The sequence below is a fragment of the Rouxiella sp. S1S-2 genome, assembly GCF_009208105.1.
In the GTDB taxonomy this organism is placed as follows: Bacteria; Pseudomonadota; Gammaproteobacteria; order Enterobacterales; family Enterobacteriaceae; genus Rouxiella.
Window position 1 is genome coordinate 128113 of sequence record NZ_WFKL01000002.1, and the last position, 20802, is coordinate 148914.

At 48.7% G+C, this 20802-nt stretch carries 18 protein-coding genes and 2 pseudogenes; 14 read left to right on the forward strand and 6 right to left on the reverse strand.

The window, feature by feature from the left end; translation table 11 throughout:
- The first annotated feature begins 12 nt into the window (after positions 1-12).
- The 3 genes from GA565_RS24335 (at position 13) to GA565_RS24345 (ending at position 2925) form a co-directional block, all read left to right on the forward strand.
- Positions 13-411 carry a VOC family protein gene (locus tag GA565_RS24335; RefSeq protein ID WP_152201921.1) on the forward strand — a complete coding sequence of 133 codons (399 nt, stop codon included), beginning with the start codon at positions 13-15 and terminating at the stop codon, positions 409-411.
- A 691-nt stretch (positions 412-1102) separates the two neighbouring features.
- Entirely contained in the window at positions 1103-2452 is a 1350-nt protein-coding gene (locus GA565_RS24340) for a type II toxin-antitoxin system HipA family toxin (protein ID WP_152201922.1), read from the forward strand.
- Entirely contained in the window at positions 2449-2925 is a 477-nt protein-coding gene (locus GA565_RS24345; protein ID WP_152201924.1) for a helix-turn-helix transcriptional regulator, read from the forward strand. Before GA565_RS24340 ends, GA565_RS24345 begins: the two co-directional genes overlap by 4 nt.
- 487 nt (positions 2926-3412) lie before the next feature.
- On the opposite strand, the gene GA565_RS24350 is transcribed toward GA565_RS24345, so the two are convergent.
- Positions 3413-4321 (reverse strand): LysR family transcriptional regulator, encoded by a 909-nt coding sequence (locus tag GA565_RS24350; protein WP_193312018.1) that lies wholly within the window; start codon positions 4319-4321, stop codon positions 3413-3415.
- 100 nt (positions 4322-4421) lie between these two features.
- Here GA565_RS24350 and GA565_RS24355 point away from each other — a divergent pair, with 100 nt between their 5' ends.
- Positions 4422-5549, forward strand: a complete 1128-nt coding sequence (locus GA565_RS24355; protein ID WP_226951068.1) for an FAD-dependent monooxygenase — start codon at positions 4422-4424, stop codon at positions 5547-5549.
- Positions 5550-5675: 126 nt separating this feature from the next.
- Here GA565_RS24355 and GA565_RS24360 read toward each other — a convergent pair.
- The 3 genes and pseudogenes from GA565_RS24360 to GA565_RS24370 form a co-directional block, all read right to left on the reverse strand.
- Positions 5676-6279: pseudogene (locus tag GA565_RS24360) on the reverse strand (tyrosine-type recombinase/integrase).
- Positions 6280-6538: 259 nt separating this feature from the next.
- Complete coding sequence (locus GA565_RS24365; protein WP_226951069.1) at positions 6539-7297, reverse strand: GntR family transcriptional regulator; 759 nt, start codon at positions 7295-7297, stop codon at positions 6539-6541.
- 174 nt (positions 7298-7471) lie between these two features.
- Positions 7472-8575 carry a sugar phosphate isomerase/epimerase family protein gene (locus GA565_RS24370; RefSeq protein WP_084983830.1) on the reverse strand — a complete coding sequence of 368 codons (1104 nt, stop codon included), beginning with the start codon at positions 8573-8575 and terminating at the stop codon, positions 7472-7474.
- 626 nt (positions 8576-9201) lie between these two features.
- Between GA565_RS24370 and GA565_RS24375 the strand changes: the two genes are divergently transcribed.
- The 7 genes from GA565_RS24375 to GA565_RS24405 all read left to right on the forward strand — a co-directional run bounded on the left by GA565_RS24375 (position 9202) and on the right by GA565_RS24405 (position 16381).
- Positions 9202-10314, forward strand: a complete 1113-nt coding sequence (locus GA565_RS24375; protein ID WP_152201925.1) for an ABC transporter ATP-binding protein — start codon at positions 9202-9204, stop codon at positions 10312-10314.
- A 25-nt stretch (positions 10315-10339) separates the two neighbouring features.
- Complete coding sequence (locus GA565_RS24380) at positions 10340-11389, forward strand: PotD/PotF family extracellular solute-binding protein (RefSeq protein WP_152201927.1); 1050 nt, start codon at positions 10340-10342, stop codon at positions 11387-11389.
- A gap of 10 nt (positions 11390-11399) precedes the next feature.
- The gene (locus tag GA565_RS24385) at positions 11400-12227 is read left to right on the forward strand and encodes an ABC transporter permease (protein WP_084983833.1); all 828 of its coding nucleotides are present in this window, start codon (positions 11400-11402) and stop codon (positions 12225-12227) included.
- A complete protein-coding gene (locus tag GA565_RS24390) occupies positions 12220-13044 on the forward strand; it encodes an ABC transporter permease (RefSeq protein WP_084983834.1) in 825 nt (274 codons plus the stop codon). The genes GA565_RS24385 and GA565_RS24390 overlap by 8 nt, the downstream gene beginning before the upstream one ends.
- A 46-nt stretch (positions 13045-13090) precedes the next feature.
- Entirely contained in the window at positions 13091-14515 is a 1425-nt protein-coding gene (locus tag GA565_RS24395) for a M24 family metallopeptidase (RefSeq protein ID WP_152201928.1), read from the forward strand.
- 1 nt (position 14516) lies between these two features.
- Positions 14517-15191 (forward strand): flavin reductase family protein, encoded by a 675-nt coding sequence (locus GA565_RS24400; RefSeq protein ID WP_152201930.1) that lies wholly within the window; start codon positions 14517-14519, stop codon positions 15189-15191.
- A gap of 116 nt (positions 15192-15307) precedes the next feature.
- Positions 15308-16381 carry a porin gene (locus GA565_RS24405; protein WP_304621439.1) on the forward strand — a complete coding sequence of 358 codons (1074 nt, stop codon included), beginning with the start codon at positions 15308-15310 and terminating at the stop codon, positions 16379-16381.
- A 256-nt stretch (positions 16382-16637) separates the two neighbouring features.
- On the opposite strand, the pseudogene GA565_RS24870 reads toward GA565_RS24405, so the two are convergent.
- Together GA565_RS24870 and GA565_RS24415 are read right to left on the reverse strand one after the other, a co-directional pair.
- Positions 16638-16844, reverse strand: a pseudogene (locus GA565_RS24870) (PLP-dependent aminotransferase family protein); the annotation flags it as partial.
- Between the two features lie 24 nt (positions 16845-16868).
- Complete coding sequence (locus GA565_RS24415; protein ID WP_152201932.1) at positions 16869-17456, reverse strand: TetR/AcrR family transcriptional regulator; 588 nt, start codon at positions 17454-17456, stop codon at positions 16869-16871.
- A gap of 110 nt (positions 17457-17566) precedes the next feature.
- Here GA565_RS24415 and GA565_RS24420 point away from each other — a divergent pair, with 110 nt between their 5' ends.
- The 3 genes from GA565_RS24420 to GA565_RS24430 all read left to right on the forward strand — a co-directional run bounded on the left by GA565_RS24420 (position 17567) and on the right by GA565_RS24430 (position 20617).
- On the forward strand, positions 17567-18316 hold the full coding sequence (locus tag GA565_RS24420; RefSeq protein WP_152201934.1) for an SDR family NAD(P)-dependent oxidoreductase: 750 nt from the start codon (positions 17567-17569) through the stop codon (positions 18314-18316).
- Positions 18317-18349: 33 nt separating this feature from the next.
- On the forward strand, positions 18350-19840 hold the full coding sequence (locus tag GA565_RS24425) for an MDR family MFS transporter (protein ID WP_226951070.1): 1491 nt from the start codon (positions 18350-18352) through the stop codon (positions 19838-19840).
- Between the two features lie 402 nt (positions 19841-20242).
- Positions 20243-20617, forward strand: coding sequence for an AAA family ATPase (locus GA565_RS24430; RefSeq protein WP_226951071.1), 375 nt, complete (start codon positions 20243-20245; stop codon positions 20615-20617).
- The last annotated feature ends 185 nt before the right edge of the window (positions 20618-20802 follow it).

Sequence of the window (20802 nt, forward strand, 5' to 3'; positions counted from 1 at the left end):
TTGGGAGAGACTATGCTCGATCATATTTTTATTTCTGTAAGCGATATCGCCCGCTCTGTTGCATTTTATACAGCCGCGCTGTTTCCGTTAGGCATTACGTCGCATGTTGATTATGACGGCAGTGATGGACCTGCAGGTCATCCCGATCTTAAGGGGTTTGGCGCCAATGGCCGCATTTTCTTCTGGCTGCGTGAAGGGGCCGCCGCAGGCAGTGCAACGCATATTGGCTTTGCAGCCACGAGCAAAGCGATGGTTGAGGAAACCTACGCCGCTGCCATGAATGCCGGGGCTTTGGATAACGGCGCACCGGGCGCACGACTGTATTACGACCCACGCTATTATGCCGCCGGAATTATCGATCCTGACGGCTACACCCTGGAATTTGTCTATAAAAGTTGGCAGCACAATTGATGATGAAAACATTGCTTATTTACGGTGCTACTGGCTATACCGGCCGTATGATTGCGAAACAGGCCAAAACTGTCGGCCTTCCCGGAGTCGTTCTGGCCAGCAAGGGCGAGAAGCGGCTATGCATTACCTTGCTAACCAGGTTGTGACGGGGAACGATTACCGGAAGCTGATATGAAGAAGAAAGACTCACAGGAGAAAAAGACGGCAAGCATACTCGAACTTAGCGCCCCTTATGCCGTAGCGGTGAAATGCCGTTGTGTCAGCGATGGAAGCCCGAAGGGGTGAGACAGTTCGCCTGGTTCAATGCGAAAACACGACGTAGCGCCCGGACACTGTGACCCTCCCCCAAAATCCTGCTTCATTCAGAAACAGAATGCCTGCATGACAAACACTCCCCTGAAGGAAGATTGTGTCGGTGAAGAAGTCACAGTCCCAAATATCTAAACTTCTTTCCAATAATGAGTAATTTAATACGCATAAGACTCTAATAAATCACTATTTAGAGAGAAATAAGTTACATTATCTTACTTTTACCTCGCTCTTTAGTGCCATTAGAAAACAAAGCCATTCTATGCTACGAGTAGTAAAGGTAACAATAATAGCCAAAAAAACTAATAAAGAGTAAAGTAGGTTACACAAACGACATGCATGCAAATTAATGAGTAATATATCGCTCATGCAATGAGGTGATATGGATTATCTAACATTACAAGCCTTTATGAATAACTGCTGGGTTGAAGTGGCAAAAATCAGTTTTCCCGGCAGTGATCAAGGTTCATACACAATTACCGAACTCGACTACGAATCTGAATACGCTCTTGACTTTATGGGTCGGGACGACATACATGCCGCCTCTTTAAACCATCCAGTATCACTGTATTTTGAAGAAGAAGGACGTGCGGGATGGATGATATTTCTGGATGATATTATGCCGAGCGGTGCGAGCAGACGTTACTGGGCGGGAGTTCTCGACTTAGACGGACTAACTACCGATCAACAGGATTTTGTCCTGCTTAAGCATGGCACTCTGTCGCCTGTAGGAAATCTTAGAATCAAGGAATCTTTGCCAGAATATTTCCCGCAGGTTGAAGCCATGACGTTCACAGTTGATGACGTCATTAACAGAGCAGGTGACTTCCTGGATTACGCCCAGCTCCGAGGCGCCGCAGCCGGAGGCGCGACAGGTGCCGGCGGTGAGGCACCTAAATTGCTGCTTCGCTGTAGTGATGATCAACGCATATGGATAGACACTTTTCAAAACGATCCCACAAATCGAGATATGCCCTATCTCGTCAAATTCCCTCGTGGACAACGTTCAGCGGTAGATTGCAATATTTTAAGGGCCGAGTTTCATTATTATCATGAACTGAAAGACATGGGATTTGACACTATAGAAACAGAAAATATGCGACTTGAAGAAGGGACACACTACCCTTCTCTGTGGTTGCCAAGATTTGATATTTGCTTTGGTGAAGAAGGAGAAATCAAACGGTACGGGTTGGAGTCTGTTTACTCAATACTCAGGAAGCCACCAGGAACAGGCCTTGATCAAGAGGAAACTATCAGGCGGCTCATTGATATAATTAATCAAACTAATATGGTACGAGAGCAAGGGTTTCGGTTTGACGTTGCTGTATTCGTGATCGAATGGGTAAGACGCGATCTCCTTAATATAATTTTTGGCAATAGCGACAATCACGGCCGCAATACTTCATTTCTAAAAGATGAAAACGTGATAAAACTCGCCCCGATCTATGATTTTGCCCCCATGAAAGCAGACCCTGAAGGCATAGCCAGAATGACTAAGTGGAAATCCCCCTTAGAGAGGGGCGGGGAATATGATTTCAATGCTATTGCGACAGCCCTCTCAGACTTGGTACCAGTAGAAGAATTGATGCAGGCATTGAGACTGACGGCTAACCAATTGACTGGCTTGAAAGAGAGACTGGTTAAAAGAGGCGTGCCTGAACAAATCATTGAGGTGCCAGGGATTGGACTTGATTACATTCCTCAAAAACTTACTCGATGGGGATTATTATGAAAGAAAAAAAAACACCGTCTCATAACGACTTTCACTCTGCGAAAGAAACCATTCAGAGAATTATTAAAAAAAACGAGACGAATAATACTCACCACCCTGCTTCCTTTACTGAAGTCCAGACACCAATGCCAATGGATGTAGCGCTTTCTTCACGTAAGAGAGTATCGCACAAGTCAAAACCAGTGAGCACCCTAGACAGAAAACCTGCGATGAACAGCATCATTAAGGATTTGGTATTTGGTACGTTAACGCAAGGCGCAGCTCTTAAAGCACTCAGAGTTGAAGTGCTCGGGTTAAAACAGGAAGCGTATGCCAATCTTGTATCCGTATCGCGGAAGACATTGTCCGAGATAGAAAATGACAAAGGCAACTATTCATCAGACATCATAAACAAAGTTTTTAAGCCGTTTGGGTTGAAGGTTGGATTGGTTCCTACTTCAAGCAGTTTGATGACCTCACTGTTTAAGGAATAGGTCTCCCCAAAGTGAACGGGCGACCTGTACGCTGGTTAACTGAACGCCCCTCTGTTACTGAAAAGGGAAACAGCTAACGGCAGAGGTGAGGCTGATACCAGAATGAAGTAGAACAACATGGGCGGCATCCTTAGCGGTAACGAAAGTGGCCAATAAGAGCGGCGAGCCAGTGGGCACTTCAAGCGAACTGTTGTATTTCGTGCCCTTGGCGGGCAAAAAGCGCGATCTTAGTCAAAATAGGGTCCGCTAATCGTCTTAGGGGGCCGCTTGGAAAACAAAAAATATTCTACGTCAAGCCCGTTTTTGAGCAGGCATGGCAGTCAGCTTTGTGCGAGGAACGGACGTTATGACGGCACACTTAGATCGAGATATCTTTAACAAAGGGGAGTAAGCCCGCTTAATGCAGCTATACGGAAAAACTTCGCCTTTAAAACATTTCACCGGAATTGCTTTTCACTTCGTCCAAAATACTGGATTGCCTAGTCAATCATGTTCCTTCCTTACTGCGTATATCCAATTGAACAATAGCCTCTTGCAGGTATTCCAGAAACGCCTTCACTTTCACCTGTAGGTATTTTCTGCCGGAATAGAGCGCGTACAGCACCAAATCTTCGGGTTCGCGGTTACAGTTAATTTTAACAAGGGAGCCGTTATTGATTTCTAATTCACAGGCATGGAGAGGCAAAATGGCGAAACCAAGTCCTTTTAGCGCAGCGGCCTTGGCCATCTGTCCACTGTTCACCTTATAGCTGGACTGCACCTGGACGCTTTGGTTTTGTTTAAATCTCCAGGGCATTCCCTGGAGTACCGACATACTCGTAATGCAGGGGGTTTTGGTTAGTTCATCCACCGATTGTGGTGATGGGTGACGTTCCAGAAGTTCCGGTGCGGCTACCACACAGCTCGGCCAACGCAGAATTTCCCTGGCAACCCAGCAAGAATCCTCCAGTGGCCCACGTCCAAAGCGTAATACCAGATCGAATCCATCCAGTAGCCCCTCTGTTGGGTCCAATTGTGTGTCACAACTGAGCTGTATTAGTGGATGCTTGATGCAGAAGTCAGCAAGAATGTCTGCCATGAATGGAAGGTCTGGTGTAATGATCTTCAGGTGGCCTGATAGTGAATCACCAAACAGGGCGACTTCTTGCAGAGCATGATCCAAAGCGTGCGTAAGCGGCGTAATAGATTGATACAGCATTCTACCGGCTGCGGTTGGCATTATCTTACGTGTCGTACGCTCCAGTAGCCGCACATGAAGTTGTTGTTCAAGTAAAGCGACATGTCTACTGACATTGGACGATGGCAACTGAAGCTGCTCTGACGCGAGCTTAAAACTCAGCTTTTCATAAACAACCTGAAAGCTGATCAGCCACTGCAATTCACATTTATCAATCATTAATTATCCCAAAAAATGAGATTAACAAAGTTATAACTCTATATTTATCAATAATCAGGTGATCATTACAATTTTCGTTAAGTTTCTCAACAGGAAAGTAATGATGACCAAGCCTAAGAAAATTGCCATCGTAGGTGCCGGCGTTGCTGGAATGGCACTTGGAATACTCGCGACCAAACAGGGCCATCAAGTCAGCCTGTTTGAGCGTGGCAGCAACGTGTCTTACCTAGGAGCTGGCGTGACTTTATGGCCCAATGCCATGTTCGTCATGCAGAAGATGGGGCTAGACGAAAAGATCAAGCACGTAGGTGGTACACCGTGCATGATGCGCCAGTTTGATCGGAATGGTCACCTTCAGACGCAGTTCGATATTTTAGCAGTGAATTCACTTTGCGGTTTTCCGAGTGTGACAGTGTTACGGCGTGAACTGATGCGCTTACTGGCTGGTAGGTTAGAGAGTCTGGGTAGGGAGATTAAATTCAATTGTCCAATCACTACCGCGGACGTCACGAAATTGAGCCTGGAGTTTGATTTAGTCGTCGGGGCTGACGGGCGTATGAATTCAGTCGTTCGTCAGTCATTGCATGGGGAGCAAGAAACGCCTCGTTATCATGGTTTTGTGAACGTGATAGGAGTGGGAAGGCAACGAGAGGACGCATTGCACAACGCTATTGATGACTTTCGCGGTCAAGGTGAGCGTTTTGGTATCGTCCCGGTGAAGGATGGGCTGTGCTATTGGGCAGGAGCGTGGAACGCTCCTGTTGACAATAAACGTCCTCGGGCACATTGGTACAATGAGTTGCATCAGCGTTTTCGAGACTGGCCGGATCCTGTGCGAAATTTGTTGCTGTCATGTGACAGTGCATCTATTAAAGGCATTTTCGTGCATGACATTGATCCTCTTCCCTTTTGGCATCAAGACAATGTTTTAATCATCGGGGACGCGGCTCATGCTTCCTTGCCGACATCTGGGCAGGGAGCATGTCAGGCGCTGGAAGATGCATGGCACCTTACTTGTTTAATGAAGGAGACAGATGATTTGGAAATTGCTCTGCAGGGCTTTTACCAACAGAGACATATCAAAACTTCAGCAGCGCAGTTGGTTGGAAGACAATTCGCTAAAAAAATTTTTTCTGAACAGCCTGAGCCACTGCTGCCTGCATCCACTATTTCCGCAGCAGAACTCGGTCGGTTCTGGATGCAGGGTTTAAAGCATGTAGCCTTTTGAAACCTGGTTATAACGATGCGGTATGACGGTATGTCAGACGAATACTGAACAGTACGATGTTATTGTTAAACACTGAAATAATAATGTCCGCTTCTGGCACAGGGCTGCTGTTGCAGCCCTCGTGAGTTAAACTTCAATCGATTCAGATATCTCAAGGGCATCATCGACTTCAATGCCAAGGTAACGAACTGTGCTTTCGAGTTTTTTATGACCCAACAGTAGCTGGATTACCCACAGATTTTTTTGTTTTTTTGTAGATTAGATAAGGTTTAGTTCTGCGCATAGAATGCGTGCTGTAAAGCGAATCGTCGAGACCTAGCTTCTCAATCCATTCATGAAAAATACGGTTATATTGCCGGGTTGAGATGTGGCGTTCTGAGCCGACGCGGGACTGGAAAAGATAGTCGCCACTTCGCAGGTGAGCCATTTTGATCCAGGCCGCTACTGACTCTCTGGTTCCTTTTGTCAGTTCAAACTGAACAGGACTCCCCGTTTTTTGCTGCAGCACTGTCGCTCTGCCCGAAACTGAGTGCCCATAGGCTACATCAGAAACCTTCAGCTTCACCAAATCACAGCCGCGAAGTTTACTGTCCAGAGCCATGTTAAACAGAACCAAGTCGCATACTTTTCCTTCCCGCTCGAGTCGGATGCGAATTCCCCAGATATGAGATATCTGAAGAGGTCGTTTCTGGCCAATGATACGGCTTTTGTTCCAGGGGGACATTGTCATGTTCAATCTCCATTGGGTTAGGAGATTTGATTATGGATGTCCCATATGAGCGAAGAGCGGACATTGAGCACTTCGATCCCATGGTTTTAGTCAGTCGGAATAAATAAGTAATTCAGAGTGAATTACTGCATTTCCCTGGAACTTACGAGTTTCGTTTTAACCGTAAGCGGATTAGCTTGTCTGTTGCAGTACCGGCAAGTAACCAATATTTATAATAATTCTTCTAATTACAGAGGATTCTTGCCGGCAAGAATAATGTTTATGAGAAGTTTTCCAGGACCGACAGGAACGAATTTCTGTCTCCATGCCCCTCAGTCAGTCTCACTCGCCCTTCAATATCGGCCAGATGGTGATCCATTAACTCACGGGCTTTTATTAAATCCTTAGCTTTGAGGGCGGTGACAATCATGCGATGGTGGTCAGCACCACAGTCATCCTTTCTTTTTTCCTCGTAAAGTGACATCACGAGAGAGAGTCGCGCCACAATCTTGGCCAGCATTTCAGTCAACACCGGATTACCTGCCAGCTCGGCCAATACAATATGAAACTTGCCAGAAAGCACCGTCTTGGATTTTTCATCGCCATGATGATGGGTTTGCTCTTCTTCGTCAGCCAGAATTTCCAGCGCATTTAGCTGCTCCGGCGTTGCGCGCGCAATGACGAACTCCAATAACAGTGATTCAATCCTTCGACGTGCTTCAAAAAGATTTCTGGCCTGCTCAATGCTCGGCTCTGCAACAAAAGTACCTCGATTGCGCTTTCGCTCCAGAAGATGATCGCTTTCCAAAACCCCCAAGGCGCCGCGCACTACCGTTCTGCTGACACCAAAATGTTCGGCAATCGCTTCTTCCAGTATTTTGGTGCCAGGAGTCAGCGCGCCTTCTCCAATCGCGGCAGCTAATGTCATACGAATACGTTCTGAAACATCATCGTGACTGTCAGCGCTGTTTATCGCCTTATTGGCGGCTGACGTCGCTTTATTGCTCGTGCCGCGCGATTTTTTGATTATCTTTTCCACCACAAACCTCTTAAGCACACATGCAGATAACAACGGGTTTTTTTATTATCTCGATAATAATATTTATACGCAAATGTTGATAGCGGCGGTAAATTTTCACGCAGACTGACGTGAGTACTCGCGCCATTATGCTACAGCTTTAGATTTTGCATCCCATCCATAAGATCCGTTCCATTACGAAAGGCCAATGCCTTGTTTATTACAAATGTGCCGAATATGGCGGGACGATTTATTGATGAAATTTATGGCTTCCTGAAAACCATAAGGTTGATGCTGGTAATCTGGATATCCGTAATTATCCCTTTCGTAGACTTCCCAATCGGCTATCTCGCCGGCGATGACTCTCGTTTCGAACGCATCGACCATTGACAGGTAAGCCTGCTCCTCATCTGTCGATAAATCAGGATGGCCGGCACGCCATAACGGATCGTTGAGCTGAATGCACTGCCTTGGATACGCACGTCGAGGATTATCCGCAGTGGATTGTGCAATCTCCAGAGAGAGATTAAGTTGCGGCTTTACTGCTGCCAAAATATGCAAAATGGCTGTGAAATCAACGATACCCTCCCCACAAGGTCGTGGCTGAAAGTCAAAACCGCCGGCCGCTCTTCCGATATATGCATCCTTGATATGCGTTTGGCGGACGTAAGGGGCAAGACGTTTGGTCGCCCACACAGGATGTTCGGCGCGTTGCAGCATGTTTGCCGTGTCGAGCACGACGCCTGTACAATCTTCACCCACGGCTTCTATCAGGCGTAGAATTTCGAACGAGGTGATTTCATCATGCGTTTCGATATTCATGTGGATCCCGAGTGCACGTGCTGCGGGTGCAAGTTTCTTAAGCACTTTTTCGGTAGCGAGCAGCTGCTCTTCCCACGTGACATCGGTGCGGAATCTATCCACCGCCAATCGTCCCCGATAGGCAGGCTTAAAATTTCCCGGCGATACCCAAAGTTCATGACAGCCAATTGCCGCGCTGGCCTCCATCATTTTGGTGAGGCCTGCAATGATATCGCCCTCGCCAATTGCACGCAGCTCCGGAGACTCTGCGCTGCAATAAGGGTTAATTTTGCCTAGTCCGCTCTCCAGATAAAGTCCCAGCTCGTCGGCTTTACTGCGTATTTCTCGAAGCCGGCCGAGGTCGAGTGTCGGGCTCATATCCAGAACGGTACTAAAGAAAACTCCTCCTAGACCGAGCATCTTTACGTGGTCAAGGCTAGCGAGTGGGCCGCGCTTTTTGACTTCGGGTAATTTCAACCCATCAATGCCTAATCTCATTACTGACTCCAAGTTTTATAAATGTCGAAAAAACCGTGCAATCGGCATGCCACTCTTTACTCTCAAGCAAGAAAGAAAAATATAAAAATTTGATTTTAATGAATAAATTAAACTAATTATATTATTAATAACTTTCGAAAGTATTTACGAAAGATAGTTTATCAACTGCTTCTGCTTCATTTGCCTGGTTAAATGAAAACCTGAATAAATTCAGGAACAGACAAGAAATACTTAACTTATTGAAAATAATAACTTTATCAGAGTGACTCTCGTCTTCTTGCTACCTTTTCCTTTACCTACTCCCCTTAATCGATGAAAGTTTTGGTATTTGCTGCACCAAAATGATGACGAATGCGCACCAAAATAACAATAAAACCAAAACATAAAGATTCGCATATTTATTATTATTCTTTTAAAAACAAATGTTCGGATGTATTTTTAAATTAAAAATGTTTTAAATCAGTTAGATAAAAACTCACTCTCTACGGAAAATCATATTGGCATGTGGTTTGCTATCTGCTTCCTATGACTCATCATGACTCAATCACTTACTACTTGGTCTCACTCATTTCTTAAGTTTATGGGTTAACAACGGTCCTTGGATACGACTTGAATCAGGAAGCTATATGCCAGATATGCAGAACAACTCGCAAAAAAAACGATTAACTGTTCAGGGGCTTACACACAGTTATGGCGGAAAAAATGCCATAAATGATGTGTCATTCCATATTGAGGCAGGCGAAATCGTTGCCTTGCTGGGCCCAAGCGGCTGCGGCAAATCAACCGTACTGCGCGCCATTGCTGGCCTGATCCAGCCAAAGGCCGGGCAGATAGATCTGGGAGGGCAGAACCTTGCGGTCGTCTCTGCCAGAGCGCGTGGTATTGGGATGGTATTTCAAAATTACGCGTTATTCCCGCATCTGACCGTTGCTGAAAATATTGCCTATCCTCTGGCCTGCCAGCAGATTTCACGCGCCGAACGCAAACAACGCGTAGAAGAGATGCTGGCGCTGGTCAGACTGAATGACTTTGGCAATCGACTGCCCCGCGAGCTGTCGGGCGGACAGCAGCAGCGCGTCGCCGTAGCTCGCGCCATCGCCGGTCGCCCTTCACTGTTGCTTCTTGATGAACCCTTTGGTGCATTGGATCGTGCGCTGCGCTTTGATCTACAGGTTGAACTGCTGCATCTGCAAAAAACGCTGGGCATCACCACGCTTATCGTTACCCACGATCAGGAGGAAGCCCAAAGCCTGGCTAATCGTCTGGTGCTGATGAATAAAGGTCAGGTTGAGCAGATTGATACCCCGATGGCCGTCTACGACAAGCCGAAGACCTTGTTCGTTAACACATTTATTGGTCAAACCAACATGCTGCACGGCACGGTAGGCCAGCTAGAAGATGACAGCACGCTGATTACCCTGACCGATAATAAAACCCTTCGCTTGCCTCGACGTTTGAATTTCACACAGGGTTCCAGGGTCACTGTGACCTTCCGACCGGAGGAGGTTCGCCTTATTCCCCAGCATGGTGAAAACACGCAGCCCGTTCGTATGACCGTGTCCGTCCCGCTTGGCCCTTCTCTTGTGCACGATCTGGCGCTTGAAGATGGTACCAGCCTGCGCGCATCGGAACTTCGCGGGCCTTCCACCTTTATACCCGCGCCGGGAACTCAACTTTTCGCAGAAATTGACACCACTCGGTGCCACGTTTTTCCGGCTGAACCGGAATTTACCCGCTAATAACAGACTCTCAGAGGTAGGCATAATGAAGGACTTTGAAATCAGTCGTCGTAGGTTCGGTTATTTGGTTGCAGGCGTTGCGGCGTCAACCATGCTGCCGTTTTCCCTGCGCGCCGCTGCTGCGGCTCAAAGCAGTGCGATTGCCGCAGCATTTCCAGGCAACTGGGAAGATGCGTATCGCAACATCCTGACCCCGATGCTGCAGAAAGAAGGCTTTGGCCTGACCATCGCCCCGGTGATGGCGCAGGATCAGTTAGCCAAAACGATGGCCAGCCCGGGCCACCCACCCTATGACACGCTGCTAATGTCGCCGGGGCAAACCACCGTAGCGATACAAAACAACCTGATCCAGAAAATTGATCCCAGCCGGCTCAAGAATTGGTCATTACTGGATCGCTCTTTTCAGGGTGAATATGGCCCAACGGTCACGGTTGAAGTAAACGGTATCGCCTACAACCCGGATCTAGTTCCGCGGCCTAAAGGCTACCGCGATTTGTTTGAAAATCCGGCCTATAAAGGGTTGGTTTCCTGGACGGGCTTTGAGTCAAACACGGCGGTCATGGCCTATACGGAAATGGCCAAAATCTTTGGTACCGGCCCGGACGATATGCAGGCGGTGTTTGATTTGTTTAAAAAACACCCCGACCAACTCAAGGGTATCGTTGACAGCACCAATCACCAGATGACGCTGTTCCAGCAGGGCGAAATTGCCGTCTTCATGTGCAGCACCAACAACGTTGCCCGCCTGAAAAGCCTGGGGATGAATGCCGAATTTGTTCATCCACAAACCGGCTCACCGGCCGCGCCTGTCAATATCCATTTAACCAAGGGATCGACTAACCTCGATGCCGCTTATGCCTATATGGATGCAGCCATTTCGCAAAGCGTGCAGCAGCAGCTAATGCTGCCGCCGACCGACATGTTCCCGACCAATCAAACGGTGGCACTCTCCCCTGCGATTGCCGCCTATGTCACCCGTGAGCAGATTAAGACGCTGGTTTACCCCGACTGGGCGTCGATTAACAAAAATCGCGATAGCTGGATCCGCCAGTTCGACACGCTGGTTGCCGGTTGAGGAAATAAAGATGAAGCAGAGCGGTTTTCCTTATGTCATTCCGATGCTGGTACTTTCCATCGTGTTTTTTGTCACCCCTCTGGCAGTGCTGGTTGGCTACAGCTTTGCCGGTCCGAGTGGCGCAACCCTCGGCCACTATGGGCAATTTTTTGGCGACGATTTTAACTTTCGCGTCCTGATCAATACCGCCCGTCTTGGCATAGAAACGGTGATCGGTACCACCGTGCTCGGCGTACCGATTGCTCTGCTGTACTGGCACAGTGGTAAAAATGTGCGTCAGGTTTTAGTTTTCCTGACCCTCATTCCGATGCTGACCAGCAACGTGGTTCGCACCTTTGCCTGGATAGTGATCCTCGGTCGTCAGGGTCCCATTAGCGAGGCGTTATTCTCACTGGGTATTACTGGGACGCCTACCAGCCTGATGTTTACCGAACTCGGACTGGTGATGGCCATGTGCCAGATTGATCTGCCGCTAATCATCCTGCCGCTGATTGCCGTGCTTTCGCGCACGCCTTTTCAACTCACGGAGGCCGCTCAGGTCTCCGGGGCGGGATCGTGGCGAATCCTGACTACCGTGCTGCTGCCGCTGATGCTGCCGGGCCTGCTGGCCGGCTGGATCCTGGTGTTTGCCAGCACCAGCAGTTCGTTTGTCACCCAGGCGGTGATTGGCGGAGCGCGTAACGTCTACGTGCCGCAGCTGATTTATCGCGAAGTCGGCACGCTGTTTGACTGGCCGCTAGCCTCCGCTATTGCCGTGGTGTTGTTGCTGACTACCGGCTGTTTACTGGTCGCACTGACCATGATCTCACGCCACAGGAGACTGGTCGGCCATGCCTAATCATCGTGATAACCCTATTCCGGCCGTGCTTTACAAGATCTTTGTTTACGGCTTTGGCACGCTGTGCGTCATCTATCTGGTTGCGCCGATCGTTATTGCATTGATGATGTCGTTCACCTCGGGGCAAACCTTGAAGTATCCGCCGCAGGGATTTTCTCTGCGCTGGTATGAAGCGCTGCTCGACCCTGTCAGGTCAGGCACCGAGCATATCGCGGCTTGGAACTCGCTGAAAATTGCCGGATGGGCGGTATTCGGCTCGCTGCTGTTTGCGGTGCCCGCCACCATCGGCATGACCCGCATGAAGCGCCGCAGCGTCAACGCCATTGAGCCGTTGCTTCTGGCACCGCTGGTGCTGCCGAGCCTGGTCTATGGTCTGGCCGCGCTGATCGTCGCCAACTTTATCGGCTTTCAGCCTTCGCTTGGGTTAACGGTGATCGGCCATGTTGTGGTGTTTGGTCCGCTGATGTATCGCGCCGTTTCGGTGGTGGCTCAGGGCATGAATCCTTCTTTGGCGGAGGCCTCTACCACCATGGGCGCCAGCTGGTTTATGACGCTGCGTCGCGTAACGCTGCCGCTGCTGACGCCGGGGATCCTCGCCGGGGCCTTCCTGGTATTTATTCAGTCGCTGGACAACGTCACGGTCTCGCTGTTCCTTGCTGATGCCCGCACCACGGTGCTGCCGCTGCGCATGTTTGCGCTGATTGAAGAGTCGCTCGACCCTCGCGTGGCGGCGATTGCCGGAATATTAATCGCCGTGACGCTGCTTGGACTGCTGGTTGCGCGACGCGTGCTGTCGCCCGCGCGACAACAGCCATAAAAGTTAACTTAAAACCTCTTATTATCCGATTTAAAAGGAACAATCCATGAATACTCACGCGACCCCCGCCGCAGGCTATCGCATCGGCTCGCTGCTGTCCGATTTTCAGCCAGATTTCGAATTCTCGGCCCCTTTGCCGCTGCCGCTGGAGGAGTTCGAGGAGCGCCTGCGCCGCATCAGACGCCAGGCCGTCGAAGCAGGACACGACGCGATGATTGTGCATGCGGGCAGCGTCGGCTGGTTCCACGTCTCTAATGCCTACCTGCGCTATATTTGCGACTGGATGCGTGAAGGCGTGCTGATCGTGCCGACCGACTCAGATAAGCCTCTGACTCTGCTTTCATTTTTTACCCAGTCCGTTCTGCTGCCGCCGGGTGGCGAGCCGCTGTTAGTTGACGAAATCTGGCAGATTGGTCCTATTGGCCGTGAATATGCCGACCGCCCGGGCGATTCGGTGATTAAAACGGCTGAGAAGTGTGCTGAAATTTTGGCGCGTTCAGGATTAGCCAATGCGCAGATTGCTCAAATTGGCGATAGAACTTCTCTGACCTTCTGGGCTGCGCTGAATGCACTGGCACCGAAGTGCAAATTCGTTGCTGACAACGGCATTCTCGATCGGCTGCAAAAAGTCCGCTCAGCGCGAGAAATCGCGATGCATCGCGCCGCCGCACAGCTGATTAGCATTGGCACTCAGGCGGCCTATCACGTTGCCAAACCGGGCGTGACCGACCACGAAATCTTTGCCGCCTTTACCGCCGCACAAATGGCCTTCGGTGGCGAAACCGGTGACGGCTACCAGATCGGGATTAACGAATTTGGTACCCACTGCGGCAAGCCCTATGGCCACGTTGTCAGGCCGGGTGACCTGATTAACCTGTATATCTCCAACGTCACCTGGCGCGGCTATACCGCACAGACTGCCCGCATGATTGCCATCGGGGAAATCACCTCGCATCAGGAAAAGGTGCTGGCCGCCTGTACCGAGGGCGTGAAGCGGGCCGAAAAATTGATTAAGCCGGGTGCGTTGATGCGCGACATTAATAACGCCGCCTTTGAGCCGATGATCGCACGCGGCATGCTGAACTCGCCCGAGGCCCGCACCATGCCTTATAACTGGGCACCAGAGGACGACGGTTCGGCACGGCTTATTCCGCGCCAGTATGTCAAAGACATTGACTGGGAAGCCCAGGGCAGAAAACTGATGCACGTTTATCCGGCAACTCATGGCCCGCACAACCCGAATCTTGGCCATTCTGTCGGTATGGCGGGCGGGCAAAACAGCTTTAACATTTCTTCCCATAACTACGATCGTCTGGAAGAAGGCATGGTTTTTGTGCTGCACACCCAATGGCTGGAGCCGCTTGCGGCCGGATGCAACATCGGCGACTGCTATGTGGTAACCGCCGACGGATTCGAGAACCTCAGCCGCCACACGCCGCTTGAAACACACCGTATTCGCACCGGAGCCTGATATGACTAAGCCAACCGCACATACCTATTTTGATTTTGCGTCCTTAACCGAGCGCGAGCGCTATAAAATTCTGATTGGCACGGTGATCCCTCGCCCAATCGCGTTGGTCACCACGCTCAGCAAAGAAGGTTTACCCAATGCCGGTCCTTTTAGTTTTTTTAATGTTCTGACCCACGATCCGGCAATAGTCGCGATTGGGGTAGAAAATTACTCTGATATGCGCTTCAAGGACACGGCACGTAACATCCGTGAGACCGGCGAATTTACCGTTCATATCGTGGATGACGCCCTCGTCAATCAGATGGAAATCTGCGCCATCAAGTTTGGTCCAGAAGTCGATGAGCTGAAGGAAGCCGGCCTGGAAACCGTGCCCGGCGAAAAGGTGCGCAGCCCACGTATTCTTGCCGCGCCCGCTGCCCTGGAATGCCGCCGTCACACCATTCTTCAGGTAGGGGCCGCCCGCGAAATTATTCTCGGTGAAGTTATCGGCGTCTATGTTCGCAGCGATGCTGTCAATCCCGAAAATCTGCACATCGATCAGCAATTAATGGATGCCGTTGGACGTATGGGAGGTAATACCTACTGTCGAACGCGGGATCAGTTTGATGTTAAAACAATGACCAAAGCACAATGGGAAGCCCGCGAAATGACACAAAGAAATAAGGAAACCGATTAATGGCTAAATAAGTAAAACGCTGAGGAATTTATTTGTAAAGTCAAAATCGTTGCGTTAATTGTGGAAAAGTATAACCCCGCAAAGGGGATAATAATATTTACTGACAGGGTAAAAAAATGATGAAGCGTTCAGTCGTGGCGATAGCAATATCACTACTGCTCGGCATGTGCTCCGCACAAGCTGTCGAGATTTATAATAATGACGGTAATAAACTCGATTTAAATGACAGAATAAAAGTTTCCCATGTTATATCTGATAATAGTGAGAATAGCGGCGATGCCTCATCAAATATTCAGGGGGGTTTTATCGGTGAAACGAAAATCACCAATAAACTGACGGGTTACGGAACCTGGTCTTATCAATTCAGTTTACGTGACTCAGAGGGGAGCGATGCACAGAATGGCAATGCCACCCGCCTTGGCTTTGCAGGCCTAAAATATGATACGTGGGGTTCCGTTGACTATGGACGTAATTTTGGCCTGATTTACGACGTGATGGCCAATACGGACATGTTACCCTACTTTGGTAGCGACTCTGACTATAACGATGTCTTTCTGGCTGGCCGTTCTTCCGGTTTACTGACCTGGCGTAATAATGGATTTTTCAATCTGGTCAAGGGGTTGAATATTGCCGCTCAGTATGAGGGCAAAAATGACCGCAGCGGCAGCGACAATGGCGTTACGCGTTCGAACGGCGACGGATTTGCCTTATCGGCCTCTTATACCTTCGATTCCGGGATAAGTTTTGGCGGTGCCTATGCCAGTCTAGACCGGACCGAAGCGCAAAATTCATTCGTCCGCGGAAAGGGCAATAATGCTCAAAACTGGGCAACCACCGTGAAATATGATGCTAACCAGATTTATCTGGCGGCTGTATATGGTGAAACGCTAAATGCAACACCGATCAGTGGCGGATTTGCCAATAAAGCCAACGTTTTTGAAGCGGTTGCGCAATATCAATTTATTAATGGATGGCGCCCCTCTCTGGCCTATATCTCCTCCAGAGGAAAAGACATTGAGAATATTGGTGATGCCGATATTCTAAAATATGCCGCCCTCGGCACGTATTATTATTTTAATAAAAACATGTCCCTTTTTGCAGAATATCGTCTTAATCTGCTAAAAGACAATAATCCTCTCAATGTTGCTACCGACAACATACTTGCTGCAGGTCTCGCGTATCAATTCTAGTCAGTTGGCAAAGAATTTTCGATATTACGCAATGCGCTTTACCTCGATAGGTCACCCCCTATGGCGTATGTCATAGGGGGTTCAAACCTGCGCGGACCAAGCTCCAATACTGATGGATCATCACGAAGAAGTCGCCTAGCTTGGTTTACTGATATTCATTTTATATTAGAATTTTCGCTTTTTGAACATGGCAGCCGAAGCAATACTCGGGGCTACTTTGAGCGAACAACGGACATGCCATTAAATGAATAACTGGTTAAAGATACTGTTCGTCCTCCACAGCTTCTCGGACTTTAAGCAACGCTTTTTGTAAGCTCTCAATTGTGACAGACCCAAGAGCAATCCTGAGATCCTGTGGAACGACCAGTGACGTGCTAAAGGGTTCTGCAGTTGAAACGGAAATATTGCAGCCCATCAAATCCCTTGCGACCCGGTCCGCTCTTGCTTCATCTGGTAAAGTTAACCCATCCTTTGGGAAACGGCGGGGTTAGCGTGCCTCTACACATGCATTAATAGCCAATGCTGCAATTTGTTTTGCTTCCTTACAAGAAAGCGCCTTTGATGCCAGCCTATGACGCATCGTCGCCAGTCCAATGACATAGGAAGCGATCAACGCTGCGCGAGCTTCAGTATCCTTTCCTGACAAAAGTTTGGATAAGGGACTGATAAACTCTGCGTGAAAAGAATCAGCGATTAGCATGGCAATCTTAGGATTTACTGTTTGGTGAAGTAGCATTCCCAGAGCATCAAATGGATGTTGCTCTTCATCATCCTCTATGTCGTCTTTCAGTATCTGGTCGACAAGATAGGCGCCTAAGTTGTCAAGCTCTGGCGGCAAATGCGCTGCCACATCAAATCCGCCTTTGATAGCAGCGGCAAAAAGTTTTTCTTTACTGCCAAAGTACCGATTGATTAATGCAGCGTCGACCCCGGCATCTGCTGCAATGTCACGGGTACCCACACTGTCATAGCCGCATAAGGAGAAGCGGGTTTGTGCAGCAGCAAGGATGCGTTTCTGTGTCTGAGCTGCGTCCCGTACGCTTACCCCTCTCTTTTTATTGCTAATCTCATTCATCTTGGCCTCCTGACTTTGATATTTTCTACATTATGTCATCACGCGTTGACATTAACTATCTTTGGGTTGAATATGCTTGTCATCAACTGATGACAAGAGTGGGTATAGCAATGAACGAGAAAAAAATGATGGGTAAGGTTGTTGTTGTTACAGGAGGAAGTAGCGGTATTGGTCTGGCGGCAAGTTCCTTGTTTATTAAGGAAGGTGCAACGGTGGTAATTGCGGCTCGAAGCAGCGAGGGGCTTAGAAAGGCAAAAGAAAAGCTAGGAGAAAATGCTAAGACCTTCCCTGTTGATGTAGCTGAACCTGAAGAAATCTGTGCCTTGATGGAGCATGTTGGCACCACTTTCGGACATATCGATGTGCTGTTCGCTAATGCAGGGATATCTGAATGTCCTGATATTTTGCAAACTAATGAGACCTTCTTTGATGATCTTATGAACACCAACGTCAAGGGTGTTTTTTATGCTTTCACATATGCGCTGCCTTGGATGTCAGTTGGCGCCTCAGCTGTTTTCACCAGTTCAGTGATCCAACAACGTGGTAAACCAGGTGATGCGCTTTATGCCGCAAGTAAAGCTGCCGTGCGTAGCTTCGCTCGGACATTCGCCGTCGACTCGCATGTTATCCAAAAGAAAGTCCGCGTCAATGTGGTAAGCCCTGGAGCGATCAAGACCCCTTTGACAGTTCAGGCTACTGATAACCCAGAAATATCGGCCTGGGTCAGCGACCAGGTTCCTCTGGGACGCTGGGGAGAGGCGGATGAGGTAGCTCGCGCCGTATTGTTCCTTGCTTCCACTGATGCATCCTATCTGACCGGAAGCGAGATTGCCGTTGACGGCGGTCTTGGTCAAGTTTAGTCCCTTAAGGCTCTTAAAGGAGCATAAATAATTATGCAGGGTTCCTCTATTTCCCCTTCGGGTACAACGCAGATTGGCAAGGTCATGCTGCCTTTACTGCTCGTGTTGTTTATCAGCACGCTAGATCAAACGATTGTTGCTACGGCCTTGGGGCCAATTAGCCTTGTTTTGGGAAACCAATCGCTGGCACCCTGGGTTGCCACCGCCTATCTGTTGACCAGTGCGGTAACGACACTACTTTTCGGTAAACTAAGCGATATTACTGGGCGAAAATTAATGCTTCAGGTCAGTATTGTTATTTTTGTTGTGGGGTCCTTGCTTTGTGCCTTCGCGCCGACCATGTTGTGGTTGATCGTTTTCCGTGCCCTACAGGGAATTGGCGGCGGCGGATTAAACTCACTGGTCATGACGGTCGTTGGTGAGTTGATTGCTGCTCGCGAACGAGCACGTTACCAGGCTATTTTGGGGATGGTGCCTGCATTGGCAGTCATCGCAGGGCCGGTAATGGGCGGCTTTATCGTCGCACATTGGGATTGGATGTGGATTTTCATGATAAATATTCCAGTTGGTGTGCTGGCATTTATGTTATTGGCCGCTCGTTTGCACCTCCCTCACCTCCGCGTGCCGCGTAAGCTCGATATCAGTGGTGGTTTGCTTGTAACGATCTTCACGACAGCTATTCTGCTTTTGGCTACAAAGGATGGTAAAGGTATATGGTCCTCCTGGATTTTAGGTCTTATTGCTGGCTTTTGTTTTTTCGCCTATTTGTTCGTCGAGTCACGTGCTGTTGAACCTATAACTCCGTTGCATTTGTTTAAAAACCGTATTTTTTCTATCGCATCCATTTTATTTTTCCTCTCCACTGCAGTGCTTTTTATATGCATGATCTTTGTTCCTCTTATGCTCCAACAAGTGTTTGGGTTGGGGAGTTTGGGAGCTGGCGGCAGCATTGTCCCTTTGTTACTTGGCCTAATTTTTGGAACCATAGTCAGTGGCGGCGTGATTACTAAAACGGGTTGCTATAAAATATTCCCGGTTCTCGGCGCAATATTCTCCGCTTTGGGGCTTTATGCCATGAGCCTTATCAAACTTCATACTTCGTTGACTATGATAATGCTGTCGTTGGGATTGGTCGGTATCGGCCTGGGTTTTTTCATTCAGGTCACTACTCTGGCCGGGCAAAACGCAGTATCACACCGTGAACTCGGGGTAGCTACCGGGGCGCTCAACTTCTTCAAGACGTTAGGCGGAGCCGTTGGCACGGCGGTTTTTGGTGCCATCCAGACTTCAGCCATGCAGAGTCTGTCGGGAGTAAAGCCTGAACAAATGATTTCTTCTTTCCACGCGGTGTATTTTTGGGCATTGCCGCTTATGGTAATAGCATTAATCCTGGCATTGTTGATGCCGGAGAAACCTCTCTCAGAAAAGGTGTTAGAAATTGCAGAGGGAAATTCGATGTGCCTGAATATTGAGAAAAAGCAACACAAAATGGCCGCATGGAGCAGGAAGACGATATCAGCATAGGTCAGTCTCGGCCTGAGAAACCGGAGACTGATTTTTACAGCAAACCCATTTCTTGGCGGCTTCAATTACCATTATTGTGCGCCGCATTGCGCATTACCTGAGCACAGGGGTTGAAATAGAGAAAGCTAGTTGATTCCGGCCTATTAACTAAACCCTGAATAGCCGACTGTTCAACGATACTCCCTCAAACGGCTAATGTCCGCACTTGGCACTTAGCTGCCTGTATTAGAACCAAAGGCAGCTTTGAGCGAAGAGCAGACGTTGCTAACATTTTATCTGCATTAACCAGTGGGGAGCAGATCAATAACCTGTTCAAATATTCCTTAACCTCAGAGTAAACTAGATGAACAATCTGTTTCACTTGCAAATCGGCAACCAATAGCCAGCGCTAGAGGAGTGTTCATGTTCAGTCAGGTTGAGATTGACAGTTTTGGCAGTTTTACAGGCCGTAGTTGGAGAAAGAGCCTTAAGGATGCAGGCAACACCGTCCAGAATTTCAAGAGTCTCAACATCCTCTACGGACGAAATTACTCTGGTAAAACTACACTCTCGCGGATTTTCCGTGCTTTGGAAACAGGGCGTATTCCACACAGCTATATGGACCCAAAAGTCACTATTTGCAGTGATAAGGGTGATGTTACACAGGCAGGCCTTGCCGGTCATAGCTACGATGTTTGGGTCTACAATCGGGACTTTTTGAGCGATAACCTAAGCTTTCTGGTCAATCAAACCGAAGGAGAGATCAAGACGTTTGCTATCGTTGGTGAAAAAGAATAAAGAGATCGAAGATGCCATTATCGCAATCCAAACTAAGCTAGGCAGTGTTGAAACGAAGGTGGGCCTCCGACATGAACTTGAAGCTGAAAAGAAAGAACGGGATCGAACGAAAGGCAATTATAAAACGGCGTCTGATGCTCTAAAGGGCAAACTTCGTTCTCATGCCAACAGTAAGATTAAGCAGA